The following is a 13,511-nucleotide window of genomic DNA, read 5'->3' as shown; positions in this document are numbered from 1 at the left end:
TAAAATATCCAAAGCCAATGTGCCGCTGGTATGCACCAGAATACTCCCTTCTGGCAGTAGAATGGCTTCTGCCACGGAGGGCACTGCTTGGTCGCTTACTGCTATAATGAAAAGCTTGGCATGGCTCTCAGTAAAATCAAGATGATCTTGAGCTTCTGTAGCATAAAGCCTTGAGGCAAGCTGATTGGCTTTATGGATATTTCTGCCATAAACTTCCAAAATCTCATGTCCCGCATTTTCTAGTGCAGAAGACAGGTGCCAGGCAACATTTCCCGTTCCTATGACCGATACCGTAAGCTTCATGTGTATAAATTTATAAAAAAATAACCCCTAATGTTAATTAGGGGTTAAAATTTAAACCTTTTATTTAATAGCTGCTATTCCAGGCCTTTTGCTTTCATCTTTTGAAATTCATCAAATCTTCTATAAATGGCTACCGAAAAACCAATCAGCATAATGACAGTGCCCAGCCATAATACATTGATCATGGGTTTTACCGCTGCTTTCATTACAACGTAGTCTTTTTGATAAGTATTGACCTTAAACACAAATTTGTTTTCTTCAGGAACAATATTATCTACTTCCACCTTGATGCCGAGGTCATGGTCAATATAATCAATTTTACCTACTTGATTTCCTCGGATCAAAAACACCGGCGACAACTCCTTCTTAACATCATAATCCATGATGCTAAGTACGGCTTTTACTGCAATGTCACCCTCCTCTAAAGCCACTCCATCAATTTCATTGACTACATCTGCACTTTCAAATTGAGTGACAAAGTCATTGATAAAGAATTGCTCTCCAGGAGCTGCATTAATGAATTGATCATCATTCCATTCCGGTTCTTCATAATCATTGATGGCCGATACATGGGTGTAAAGGTCTTTGGTCAAGTACTTCTTAGAATCCGGAGATGAGATCAAGCCCATGGTTGGGTTTGGCTGTGACATTGGAAAAAGGGTGAATTTCAACGCATCACCTTGGTAATACTCCACCTTAAAATAGGAGTTTTCTTCAAGAACCAAATCTAAAGTATCCCCTTTTTGGAAATAGGTTTTACCATCAACCTCAATGTTTTCAAGTGCCAAGGCTTCATTGATGCCTTCCAAGGATTCCATGGCATCTGCTTTAACATAACCCGGAACGCCCACTACCTTCTTATACCTTCCTCTATAGATGACTTCATAATCTTTCATTTGAAGCGGCTTGTTGATCCAAAGCAGTACATTTTCCTTATTCAGGTCATCTTCCCAATCCTTTTTATACGTCAATCCTGACATATTGATAGAAATGGTGTCTGAATAGCCTGAAGAAAACATGATGCCAATCAAGATCATTCCCAGACCAATATGGGCCAGAGATCCGCCCGCCAACTTGAATGTTTTTCCTTTTAGTAATTTGAGTAGAATGGTGCTATTGGCCACAATGGTGAAAGCTCCGGAAAGAACAATAACGATATAGGTAATGTCGTAAACTTTACCTAGGGTAATGATTATGGCAGCCAAAACCATTGAGATAATATATGGAGTGACCAAAGCATTTTTCAGGTCGTCTTTCGACATTTTATTCCACCAGAAAAACTGTCCAACCCCGGTTAATAAAGCCAAAGCGACGGCAAACCAAAGTTGGAACTTGGTATAGAAGCCTATCTGATCCGCCGGGGGCGCTAAGTTTGAAAGCCCTCCAAATATTTCTACCAAAGCATTGTAAGCAGGGATAGAGGTGGGGACAATTACTTGAAAAGCCATCAAGGCAAGGGTGGTGGCTCCAATGAAAATCCAAAATTCTCTGGAATAAACTGAGGCCTCTTTCTCAGATGTTGGAATGTTTTTCCACTCTTTGACGGTAAGAAAGATGGCTATGGCCAAGAAAAACAACATATAAATGAGTAATTGTCCGGACAGCCCCAAGTCTGTAAAGGAGTGTACAGAAGAATCACCCAATACGCCACTTCTTACCAAGAAGGTAGCATACAATACCAATATAAACGATGCAATTACCAGTACCATTGATGTTTTCAATGCTGTACTACTTTTCTTGAAAGTGATCATGGTATGTATGGCAGCGACCATGATGAGCCATGGCACATAAACTGCATTCTCTACCGGATCCCAATTCCAATATCCTCCAAAATTCAAGGTCACATAGGCCCAATAGGCCCCCATAATTATCCCCATACCCAAGATCATGGCAGAGAAAATTGCCCATGGCAATGCAGGCCTGATCCATTCAGAATATCGCTTGAGTGTCAAGCCTGCGATCAAAAAGGCAAAAGGAACCAAAGTGGAGGCATATCCCAAAAACAAAGTTGGCGGGTGAATGACCATCCAGATATTTTGCAACAGCGGATTTAGGCCGGTGCCATCTTCAGGAATGTATTCCGGATTGATTTGAAAGATTGGTGCCTCCGAAACTTCACGCAACAGCATAAATGGAGAGCTACCTATTTTCAGGTCTCCTATAACGATTCCCAATATCATGGAAACCAAAAAGGCCTGCACGAGTGCAAACACCAACATTACCGGGCCTTCCCAGAATTTATTGGTATGGATAATAATCAGTCCCAAAACTACATCCCAGAAAATCCAAAGGATAAAAGCACCTTCCTGTCCCTCCCAGAAGCTGGAAATCATATAATGTACAGGCAGGCCTTTAGAGGAATGTGAATAGGCGTAAAAGTATTCAAAGCGATGGTTGTAGATAATTTCGAATAAACAAAAGGCTATGGATACCGCTGCAAATCCGTGGATATAAAAGGTGATTCTACTGAAATTTCTCCAGGATGGTTTATCCAACTCACTCGCACGGGTGTAATAATAGTAGGAAACAGCTGAGACCAAGGCACTGACAAAAGCCAGAATTACCATAAAATGCCCCAGGTTACCTATAAAGGTATTCATCATTATAAGGTTCTTTTTGAGTGGATAATAGTTCAGGAAGTAATCAAGATGCGCTTGGTTTTACATCGGTTTCCTGGTATTTTGAAGGGCACTTCATCAAGATTTTTTCCGCCACAAACATTTCTTTGGTTTTGTATGTACCTATGACTACTACTTGTTCTGATCTTTTAAAGTCTGCGGGCACAGGTTCATTGTAATAGACCTGCTGCTCCGTTCCATCATTGTCTACCATAACGAAAGTAAAAGAAGTTTTGTCTTCCCCCACCTCAATACCTTCTACTTCACCGTTTTGACCTTTCTTAAGTTGACCCACAACATGAATTGCTTCCGTTTTTCCATTCAAAGCCATTGTTTTGGCTGTAGAAAAACTTTCATATGTGCTGGCATCACCAATGGAAGTGATAATGATGACAATCGCAACAGCAATTATGCCTAGGCCTAAAATATGTCCTCTTTTCATGATTTAATCGTTATATTTTTTCTCCAAACCACTGATTTTACGGTCAGTTTGTATCACATAAACGAGAATTCCTCCCAAAACAATTCCAATTATGCTGACTAATACGTAAATTTTTCCTTCAGAACGCATTTTATCCGCCATCTCGACACCGGAATTTTGGTAATCCTCTTCTGTAATCCCTATTTTGTCCTGTGCTTTTACGAAAAAGCTGATAAAAAACAGGAAAATAATAATGAACTTTTTCATATTACTGATTGATCAATTTGTCTTCTAAATTTCTTTCCAAGCGCCTAATCCTCACCCTAACTGTACTGATCCAAGCGCCTAATAAGGTCCATCCGATAATGGCAGGATAAAAAACCTTTCTAAGGTTGCTGTCCATATCATAAGCGTTAAATCCTGGATTGCCACCATTGCCGGGGTGAAGGCTGTCGGTTAACCGGGGAAGGATAAATATCAAGGGGATAAATACTGCGAATGCGAAAATACTGTATACAGCACTGATTTTGGCTCGCTGATAAACGTCGGTTAATGAGTTTCTCAAAACCAGGTAAGCAAAATACATCAATAGGCCAATGGCAGAAGCATTCAATTTGGGGTCATTTGTCCAAAAATCTCCCCAAGTAAATTTGGCCCAAACCATGCCTGTAGTAATGCCAATTACCCCAAATAATATGGCTGCATTGGTAAATTCTACGGCCATGTCATCATCTTCCAGTTTTCCGGAGCGCAGATGTTTTACCCCATATACTACGGCTACAACCAGCATTAATAACATTCCAAACCACATGGTTACATGGAAGAACAATCCTCTAATTGTTTCATTCAGAATGGGAAGTCTGGGAACATCAATCAATAAACCTGCGGTAATGGTATATGCCAGTAGTACCATGGCCAATACTTTCCACCAATAAGCCTTCATATGCAATCGAGTTTTTAGTGGGTCATGTTTTTCCCCTTGCTTCATTCAGCTATATCATTGAATGCCTGCATTACAACGTTAGTGGATACAGGTTGGGGTGTCATTTATAACCTCATTGAATCAACACGCAAAAATAGGGCATATTAAGTGATTTATTTACTTTTATCCCGTTTATTTGCTTAGTGGTAAGTGTAATTGAAATTGTTGATTATAGTACGACTTGCAGAAAGCATATAAACTGCTTTTTTGGAGCAATTGAAAGCTTGCTTTTTTTAGTTTAGTTGCTTGATTTAGGTATTTTATTTGGTTCAGGGTTTAATTAATCTTTTTAATAAAAAATGGTAAAAGGTTGGGCTGAAGCCCTTAAAAATCATAATACGATCCAATGCCCCAGCAAAAGCTGGGGGCTATTGAGTTTTTGGGATTGATTCAAATGGTGGATTTAAGGTTTAAATCAGGTGATCAATCCGCTGGAGAATTTATTTTGCGAGAATGGGGACTTTTTTACTTCTTCCCCAAGCTACAAATAAGGCAATTGCCATAAATACCAAATTCACTCCAATACCTGAGTATTCACCTCGGGAAGCATGAAAAATCGCTGCCAATACCATAACTACTGCAAGCCCGATTGCTGCCCATATCGTTAAAAATGGTTTGATACGAAGCAAGGCAGGAAGGATTAGACCTATACCGCCTAATAACTCACTAATACCAATAAACCTAACCAATCCTAAGGAAGTTGAGGAAACCCATGGGAGTGATTCAGTCAATGCTTCAATAGGCTGTGTAGCTTTCATTAAGCCTGCCAATATAAACATAACTGCCAATAGTACTTGTGCAATCCAAAGAGAGATATGTATTGCTTTGTTTTTTTCTTGATTTGCCATTTTTTAAATGTTTTTAATTGATAATGGCACAAAGTTGCAGCAAAGTGAATCGGTAAAAAATAAGATACCTTAAGAAATGTATTAAGGCTCACTTTTTAGCCATTCTTCTTCTAATACCGCTTAAGTATTCCGGTGTAACCCCAATATAAGCTGCTATTAGTTTGAGAGGAAGCCTTTGCACCAATGTGGGATATGTTTCTGTAAAATCGATGTAGCGCTGTTCTGATGTCGCACTTAGTAGTCCCAGAATTCTTTTGTTGGATGCAATAAGATTGTTCCTAAACTTATTGGCGATGTCTACCACTACCTCTTTATCAAAGCTATCGATATCTTTAAAGTCTGATTTGGAAATCAGAGATATCTCGCAATCCTCAATCGTCTCAATAGAGACGGAGGAAGGTACCTGATTGGTAAAGCTATCCAAATCTGAAATCATCCAATTTTCGGGAGCAAACTGCATAATATGCTCTTTTCCCACCTTGTCTACTGTGTAACTTTTTAAGCAACCTTTTTTTACCAAGTACCCATATTTAGCAATTTCTCCTTGTTTTAAAAGGATTTCACCTTTCTTGTAAGTTTTTAAGGTGTTGATTTTTATGCTTTTCATTTTAAGTTAGGTTGGTCAATTGTTAGGCTTAAATTAAGTCTTTTGGCTAAAGAAATGAAAATTTTCTTTCCTGTTTGTGTTAACCTTCAGAACGAATTTATCAATTTGTTTTTGATCCTTTTGCAAATCTGATTTTGTTTATTGAAGTTATGGACAAATTTATCGAATTTGACTGATTAGATATCCCCAAAAATACCATATCTGTTTATGTCAATAGTCATTTGCGTCCAACGCGAGTATATAGGGTGTTTTTAATAGGATATAGCTTTTGTAGTAATGAAAAATTTTATTACCAATCACATGAAAAAAGTATGGACTTTGGTTATAGTTGTCCTCATACAGTCCAATGCATATTCTCAGGTAGGGCTGGGAATTGCTAAAATTGATGGTTTAAGCGATCTTCAGATGGTTTTTGAGCCCGGGCTGAAGGTTGGCGGCTTGACAGTTAGCAAAACATTTCAGCCTTCGTTTGTGGTTACGGAGAAAGGAACATTATTGGTGTTTTGTCAGGGTCGACTATTTGATGGTGAAGACAATGAACCCAAAGTGATCCTCATGAATAAAAGTTATGATTTTGGAAAGTCTTGGGAAGGAGTGGAAGTGATTTCTTCACCAATGAACTTTTTTGCCATATCTCCCTATTCCGCAAATATAGGAGGAGAAGAAAAAATTTCCTTCCTAACCTGTGTGGGATTAAAGGTGACAAAAGAGTTTTATAAGAATGATTTTTCCAAATTAAAGGAAGCTACTGGTATTGATATCGAGGACATAGGAAAGGATAAAGCTTCTGTATTGGTCAAGTATACCTCTTTTGACGATGGTAAATCCTGGACTATGGAGTATCTCAATGGAGACAATACACCACTTTTTAAAGAATACAATGGGTATATTCCTATTTTTATGAATACAATTGGACAAGTTCATCAAATACCAAAGGGTCCAAACAAGGGGAGAATGATCATTGCCGCTCCAATTTACTCAGTGCCTTCCGGGAAGGAAGTCACAAATAATTTTAGGGATTATAAATGTTCAGGTTCAGGAATTATTTATAGCGATGATTTTGGAGAAACATGGAAAATGGATGGGATGATTACTGATTATCTAGCGAATGAGGCTTCTGCAGTTTCTATAAAGGAAGGAAAAGAAATCCTTATGATTCGGAGAATAAATAATTTTGAAAACTACAAAGAATATAATACTATAGAAATGATGAGTTTGGGGCGAAATCAGCGAATAGCCAATCTAAGTGGCGATGGTGGAAAATCCTGGTCGGATCCATTTTTAATCGGCATTAGCGAAATAGCGTGTCATGGAACTTTGGCAAGAAGGAATAACCGATTGTATTTCTCAATTCCGCTCGGACTTCAAGATATTAATCAAAAGAAAATAGAATGGGATGATGACCGCATTAGAGGTGCGGTATTTTACAGTGATGATGAGGGGAATACTTGGAAATCAAAGGTTATTGAACCTTCCTATTTTTCTTACAGCACCTTAGGGAAATTAAACAATACATCAATGATTACTTTCTTCAGTCGTGGAGGTCATGGTAGATTTGGTATCGGATATAGGGTATTCTCAGATGAATGGCTGGAAAATTAATAATGGATAAACCCGGATTAAGTAAAAAGGCATCTATTACGCGTTGAAACCACTTTAAAATCAGCTGCTTTGTTGCTATTTCCCGAATACCCATCTTCCTGATAAATCGTAAAAGGCTATACGAACCCTTGTACTTAATAAGGGTTATAAAGATTGAACCTATTATGAGTATAATAATTTTTAGAAAGTGAATATCCCTCTAGTGGGGCTATAGCCAAAAATTAGAGAGAAAAAAGGTCATTAAAAATCACATCTGGAAATCCATAGCTTCGGCAGGCTCAGCCACCGTATCGCGATAGTACTAGCTACTAGCTCCTCCATAAATAGGGGAAAAGCAGGTAGGAAGTGGCCATTACTATGGCATTAATAGCCATAAGGGTTAGGATTTTTTCTGCACTGATCCCTCTATCCAGGCCATCTATGGCGCTTTTGGAAACTTGAATAGCCATTAAGAGAATGGGGATCATCACCGGAAAACTTAAAATAGCCATCAGTGTTCCATTGTTTTTGGCCTTAGAAGCAATGGCAGAGACCATCGTCAATGCAGCTGAAAAACCTATGGCTCCCAGCAAGAGGTTCAATAGAAATAAGGGCTGATCTGCTACGGGATTACCAAAAACAATCCCGAAAACCACATAACCTAAAAGTGCCAAAACCAAGGTGAGCCCTGTATTGTAAATGGTTTTTGAGAGAATAATGGCTTCAGGAGAAGCAATCATAAAATAGTAGAGTTGCCGGCCATCCTGTTCCTGAACAAAACTTTTGGCCACTGCATTTACAGCAGAAAATAAAATTATTATCCAATATAAAGCATTCCAAATGGGAACCTGCAAATTACCCTGGCCTGTTCCCATGCTCAAATAGGCGATGAATACTGCACTGGTCACATATAGAAGTATTCCATTGAGGGCGTACTTTTGTCGCCATTCCAATAGGGCCTCTTTTTTTACCAGTAATACTACTTCCTTCCACATAGTAGAGGCAAATATAGGTACCTAAGACTAAATATTTCTCCCAATAAGGATAATTTTATGAATTGCCACTGGTCTATTTCTGCCTTTTCACGGTTATTAATAAAAAGTATATTTATCACTGAAATTAATATGTAAACCTTTTGAATCCCGATTATTAGGTTCAATTCAATTAAAAAAACCATGGATTTTGACAATGACAGGAGAAAATTTTTAGGAAAAATGGCATTAGGAACGCTGGCAGGACTGGCTCCTTGGAATAGTTTAATGGCCAACTCACCAATTAAGGCGAAAGCAGTAGAAAAAGCTTTTATTCCTGTAATGCTTACCCCTTATAAAGCAGATAAGACAGTTGACTATAAAGGGTTAAAGAAACTGACAGATTATTACCTTGAATCAGGCGCTCGCGGGTTATTTGCCAATTGCCTGAGTAGTGAAATGTATGACCTCAGCCCGGAAGAAAGGTTAAAAGTTACAAAAACGGTGGTAAAAAAAGTCAATGGAAAATTCCCTGTAGTTGCTACGGGCTCCTTTGGCAATACTGCAGCAGAAAAAGCAGAGTTTACCAAAAAGATAGCCGATACAGGCGTAGATGCCGTGATTATGATAACTTCTCACTTTGCAGAAAAGGGTGAATCTGATGATGTTGTAATTAAAAATCTTGAAGATTACCTTTCTTTGACCGGAAATATTCCATTGGGAACATATGAGTGTCCATCACCATACAAGAGAATTCTTTCTCAACCTGTTCTCAAATTTTTGTTGGAATCCGGTAGGTTCGTTTACCATAAGGATACCTCTGAGGACATTGATAATATCATAGAAAAACTTGAGACTGCTAAAGGAAGTAAGCTCGGATTGTACAATGCTCATATGGGAAGTGCTGCAGCTTCTCTTCGCAATGGCGGAGCAGGTTTGTCTCCAATCGCAGGGAATTATTATCCCGAAGTGATCGCTTGGCTATGTAAGCATGCCGATAATTCAGGGAAAAAAGAGCAAGTAGATTGGTTGCAAGAAAAATTGCGGGATATGGAATCAAGAATAACAAAAAATTATATGATTTCTTCGCGGTATTACCTCAACAAGGAAGGCTTGGATTTGGAGTTGGTGAGTAGACGTGCGAAAAACCCACTTACCGCTGATCAAAAAGACGTTGTTGATCAGTGTTATGCCGAAGTTCAAGAATGGAAACAAAAATTATCCATATAACAAACCCTCTATTAATCAGTGAAAAGGGCTTTCTTGAATTAAGAAAGCCCTTTTTTAATTCAAAGATCTTAACAGAAAAAAAATTGGCATAGGATTTATTTTATGGTGTCAAACCCTAAATAAGGTACCAAAACTTTAGGCATTTTGATTCCTTCTTCCCCTTGGTTGTTTTCCAATATAGCGGCCATAATTCTAGGAAGAGCAAGGGCGCTTCCATTGAGCGTATGCGCCAACACTGTTTTTTTATCTTTATTTTTAAAACGTAACTTCAAACGATTGGATTGATAGGTTTCAAAGTTACTTACAGAACTAACCTCTAGCCACCTTTCCTGCGCTGCAGAAAAAACTTCCATGTCAAAAGTTAAGGCAGAAGTAAAACCTAAATCACCCCCACAAAGCCTTAGCACCCTATATGGCAATTCGAGTTTTTGAAGCAAACTTTGTACATGAAGGCTCATCTCATCAAGGGTCTTGTAAGAGTTGTCCGGATGCGTAATCTGTACAATTTCCACTTTGTCGAATTGGTGAAGCCTGTTCAGGCCCCTAACATGAGCCCCCCAACTTCCTGCCTCTCTCCTAAAGCAAGGTGTATAACCGGTGTTTTTGATAGGTAATTCCTCTTCTTGCAAGATGGATCCACGGTACATGTTTGTTATCGGAACTTCTGCAGTTGGGATGAGGTAAAGCCCATCTTCTTGGGCAAAGTACATTTGGCCTTCTTTGTCAGGAAGCTGACCGGTGGCATAGCCACTTTCTTCATTGATCAAAATGGGAGGTTGAACTTCCGCATAACCGGCTTTTTCTGCCTCATCCAAGAAAAAATTGACTAATGCTCTTTGTAATTTAGCACCTTTACCTTTATAAACAGGGAATCCTGCACCGGTTATTTTGACTCCTAATTCAAAATCAACAATGTCGTATTTTTTTATCAAATCCCAATGAGGGCTTTTATTGCTGTCTTCCAGATTGGGTATCATCCCATTTTCTAACACCACCTCGTTGTCTGTATCTGAGTTGCCGGCAGGAACAGATGCATGAGGAATATTCGGGATGGTATAGAGTAGCTGGGTAAGTTCTTTCTCTGTTTGGGAATATCGTTCCTCTAGCGATTTCACTTGTTGCTTTATCTCAGAAGTTCTTTCCTTTATCTTATTTGCTTCTTCTTTGTTTCCCGACTTCATTAATTGGCCGATTTGCTTGGAGATAGCGTTTGATTCAGCCTGAAGGTTGTCTCTGTCGAGTTGGATTTGTTTTCTTAGATCCTCTAACTTTAATGCATTCCCGAGCAATTCTTCAGGATTTTCAATATTCCTGGCGCTTAGCCTTTCGCAAGCATGGGCAAAGTTTGCTCTTATTTCATTTACCTGAAGCATATACTGATACTTTGATTTGCAAGTTTAAATTTTAGGATGCAAAGATAAGGAATAAGTTCTGAGTTAAGGGGGCAAATGACTGATAATTTGGATGGACGGATTGGCAAAACAGCCCTAAATGCCTATCTTCAACTTTGAAATTTTAACCACAGAAATATTGATTATGAAATCAAATTTTATTGCAATTTTATTTTGTCTTTTCACAGTTTCTATAGTAGGGGCGCAGGAAAGACCTTTAAAAATCATTATGATAGGTGCCCATCCTGATGATTGTGATATAAAAAGTGGTGGCACAGCAGCTCTTTTCGTGGAGATGGGGCATCAGGTAAAGTTCGTTTCTGTCACCAACGGTGATGCCGGTCATATGGAAGAGGGCGGAGGTATGCTAGCCAAAAGGAGAATTGCAGAAACCCAAGAAGTAGCCAAAAGGTTGGGAGTTGTTTATGATGTACTGGACAATCACGATGGTGAATTGTTGCCAACGCTGGAAATTAGGCTTCAACTTATCCGTAAAATTAGAGAATGGGATGCAGATGTAGTCATTGCCCCAAGGCCCAACGACTACCACCCTGATCATCGCTATACAGGGGTATTGGTACAGGATGCTGCCTATATGGTGGGTGTGCCGAATGTGGCTGCAGATACCCCTCCGCTAAGCAAAAATCCGGTGTTTTTGTATTTTCAAGATCATTTCCAAAAACCAAACCCATTCGAACCTCACATAGCAATCGATATCACACCTGTAATTGACAAAAAAATACATGGCCTTGACGCCCATGAGTCTCAATTTTATGAGTGGTTGCCTTGGATAGGAGGGCATGCTGATGAGGTGCCAGATGGTAAAGTTGAAAGGATTGCCTGGTTAAAAGAAAAAAGAGGGGGAAGGATCAATGCTGCTGTAAGGGAAAGCTTGGTCAAATGGTATGGGGCCAGCAAGGCAGCTCAAGTGAAGTATGCAGAGGCTTTTGAAGTTTGTGAGTACGGCACCCAGCCTTCGGAAGAAGAATTAAAACGCTTATTTCCTATGTTAGGAAAATAAGCAGTCGATCAATAAAAAAGAATAATATTTTAATATAAATGAAGGGAAAAAATGTTTTGGTCACAGGTGGGGCCAGTGGGATAGGTTTGGCAATAGTAGAGAAATTTGCTGCTTCAGGCGCCAATGTCTATGTATTGGATTTTAATAAAGAAAACGGAGAAGAAGTATCCGGTAAGTTAAGGGAGAAGGGCTATGCTGTCTTTTTTAAGCAAACGGATGTGTCCGATCAATCTCAGGTTTCAGCAGTTATTGATTCAATTTCAGGGGAGATCGATGTATTGATCAACAATGCGGGGGTATCCCATATTGGAGATCTTGAGTCTACGGAAGGAGCAGATCTGGACCGTTTATATGCTGTAAATATTAAAGGCGTTTTTCACTGCTCCAAGGCTGTGATTGGCAGGATGAAAGCCAATGGGGGAGGTGTAATTATCAATATGGCCTCCATAGCGGCCACAGTTGGTATTCCTGACCGTTTTGCTTATTCAATGAGTAAAGGTGCCGTGCTCAATATGACCCTTACCATTGCGAGGGATTATGTCAAAGACAATATTCGCTGCAACGCCATCTCTCCTGCAAGGGTGCATACACCATTTGTGGACAATTATATTTCAAAAACCTATCCGGGCAAGGAAGAGGAAATGTTTGAACAACTTGCAGCTACTCAGCCCATCGGAAGAATGGCAAAACCTGAAGAAGTAGCCAATATGGCTTATTTTCTGGCCTCTGATGAAGCGAAGTTTTTGACTGGTGCTGATTATTTGGTAGATGGTGGATTCTCTAACTTAAAAATGTAATTACTTAAAACAATTATAAAAAGATGAAATTAATAAGATTTGGAAATGTGGGTCAGGAGAAGCCCGGAGTGATAACCTCAGAAGGAAAAAAAATTGATTGTTCGGCTTTTGGTTCAGACTGGACGGCTGACTTCTTAGGGGATGTGAGTAAGCTAAGTGAACTGGAAGAATGGCTGGAAGCGAATGCTGCGGATTGTCCAGAGATTTCTGCCGATGCCAGGTTAGGATCTCCGGTTCCTTTTCCTTCAAAAATCATTTGTGTAGGCTTAAATTACTCCTTGCACGCCAAAGAAAGTGGTATGGCAGTTCCTGAACAACCTGTTTTGTTTATGAAGGCTACTTCTGCACTTTCAGGTCCCTTTGATCCTATTGTAATACCAAAAAATTCCAAAGCTACCGACTGGGAGGTGGAATTGGCAATAGTGATCGGTAAGAAAGCCAATTATGTGTCTGAAGAAGATGCCATGGATCATGTATTTGGTTATGTGCTTCACAATGATGTCAGTGAAAGAGACTTTCAGTTAAGGCATGGAGGTCAATGGTTGAAAGGGAAAAGTGCAGATTCTTTTGCCCCTCTTGGACCAAACCTCGTGAGCAAAGATGAGATTGCAGACCCGCATAAATTAAGGTTATGGTTAAAGGTAAATGGAGAAATGTTGCAGGACAGCAATACCTCAGATTTGGTTTTTAATATTCCTCAATTGGTTAGTCATATCAGTCAATACATGAGTTTGTTACCGG

At 39.4% G+C, this 13,511-nt stretch carries 14 protein-coding genes; 5 read left to right on the top strand and 9 right to left on the bottom strand.

Annotated elements, in window-relative coordinates; all coding sequences use genetic code 11:
* The 7 genes from AAC037_RS07015 to AAC037_RS06985 all read right to left on the bottom strand — a co-directional run.
* On the bottom strand, nt 1-303 hold a 303-nt coding region (locus tag AAC037_RS07015; protein WP_339902307.1), incomplete at its 3' end, for an NAD(P)-binding domain-containing protein.
* Between the two features lie 74 nt (nt 304-377).
* Nucleotides 378-2,906: a cytochrome c biogenesis protein CcsA gene (ccsA, locus tag AAC037_RS07010; protein WP_339902306.1), complete on the bottom strand. Its 2,529-nt coding sequence runs from the start codon at nt 2,904-2,906 to the stop codon at nt 378-380.
* A gap of 40 nt (nt 2,907-2,946) precedes the next feature.
* A complete protein-coding gene (locus AAC037_RS07005; protein ID WP_339902305.1) occupies nt 2,947-3,363 on the bottom strand; it encodes a cytochrome c maturation protein CcmE in 417 nt (138 codons plus the stop codon).
* A gap of 3 nt (nt 3,364-3,366) precedes the next feature.
* Nucleotides 3,367-3,609, bottom strand: a complete 243-nt coding sequence (locus AAC037_RS07000) for a CcmD family protein (RefSeq protein WP_303615129.1) — start codon at nt 3,607-3,609, stop codon at nt 3,367-3,369.
* A gap of 1 nt (nt 3,610) precedes the next feature.
* On the bottom strand, nt 3,611-4,285 hold the full coding sequence (ccsA, locus tag AAC037_RS06995) for a cytochrome c biogenesis protein CcsA (RefSeq protein WP_339902304.1): 675 nt from the start codon (nt 4,283-4,285) through the stop codon (nt 3,611-3,613).
* A gap of 479 nt (nt 4,286-4,764) precedes the next feature.
* Nucleotides 4,765-5,172 (bottom strand): DoxX family protein, encoded by a 408-nt coding sequence (locus AAC037_RS06990; RefSeq protein WP_339902303.1) that lies wholly within the window; start codon nt 5,170-5,172, stop codon nt 4,765-4,767.
* 88 nt (nt 5,173-5,260) lie between these two features.
* Nucleotides 5,261-5,779 carry a Crp/Fnr family transcriptional regulator gene (locus AAC037_RS06985; RefSeq protein WP_339902302.1) on the bottom strand — a complete coding sequence of 173 codons (519 nt, stop codon included), beginning with the start codon at nt 5,777-5,779 and terminating at the stop codon, nt 5,261-5,263.
* Between the two features lie 276 nt (nt 5,780-6,055).
* Between AAC037_RS06985 and AAC037_RS06980 the strand changes: the two genes are divergently transcribed.
* Nucleotides 6,056-7,381, top strand: coding sequence for a sialidase family protein (locus AAC037_RS06980; protein ID WP_339902301.1), 1,326 nt, complete (start codon nt 6,056-6,058; stop codon nt 7,379-7,381).
* A 308-nt stretch (nt 7,382-7,689) separates the two neighbouring features.
* On the opposite strand, the gene AAC037_RS06975 is transcribed toward AAC037_RS06980, so the two are convergent.
* On the bottom strand, nt 7,690-8,355 hold the full coding sequence (locus AAC037_RS06975; RefSeq protein WP_339902300.1) for a heme exporter protein CcmB: 666 nt from the start codon (nt 8,353-8,355) through the stop codon (nt 7,690-7,692).
* Nucleotides 8,356-8,535: 180 nt separating this feature from the next.
* Here AAC037_RS06975 and AAC037_RS06970 point away from each other — a divergent pair, with 180 nt between their 5' ends.
* Nucleotides 8,536-9,561, top strand: a complete 1,026-nt coding sequence (locus AAC037_RS06970; protein WP_339902299.1) for a dihydrodipicolinate synthase family protein — start codon at nt 8,536-8,538, stop codon at nt 9,559-9,561.
* Between the two features lie 95 nt (nt 9,562-9,656).
* On the opposite strand, the gene serS is transcribed toward AAC037_RS06970, so the two are convergent.
* The gene (gene serS / locus AAC037_RS06965; RefSeq protein WP_339902298.1) at nt 9,657-10,934 is read right to left on the bottom strand and encodes a serine--tRNA ligase; all 1,278 of its coding nucleotides are present in this window, start codon (nt 10,932-10,934) and stop codon (nt 9,657-9,659) included.
* Between the two features lie 163 nt (nt 10,935-11,097).
* On the opposite strand from serS, the gene AAC037_RS06960 reads away from it, so the two are divergent.
* From AAC037_RS06960 to AAC037_RS06950, 3 genes are all read left to right on the top strand, one after another.
* The gene (locus AAC037_RS06960) at nt 11,098-11,973 is read left to right on the top strand and encodes a PIG-L family deacetylase (protein WP_339902297.1); all 876 of its coding nucleotides are present in this window, start codon (nt 11,098-11,100) and stop codon (nt 11,971-11,973) included.
* 38 nt (nt 11,974-12,011) lie between these two features.
* The gene (locus AAC037_RS06955; RefSeq protein ID WP_339902296.1) at nt 12,012-12,770 is read left to right on the top strand and encodes an SDR family oxidoreductase; all 759 of its coding nucleotides are present in this window, start codon (nt 12,012-12,014) and stop codon (nt 12,768-12,770) included.
* A gap of 23 nt (nt 12,771-12,793) precedes the next feature.
* Nucleotides 12,794-13,511, top strand: a 718-nt coding sequence (locus AAC037_RS06950; RefSeq protein ID WP_339902295.1) for a fumarylacetoacetate hydrolase family protein, incomplete at its 3' end; no start/stop codon positions are given.

This window comes from uncultured Cyclobacterium sp. (genome assembly GCF_963976465.1).
In the GTDB taxonomy this organism is placed as follows: domain Bacteria; phylum Bacteroidota; class Bacteroidia; order Cytophagales; family Cyclobacteriaceae; genus Cyclobacterium.
Note: the sequence above shows the minus strand (reverse complement) of the source record. Positions and strands in the feature narration are given on the sequence as shown.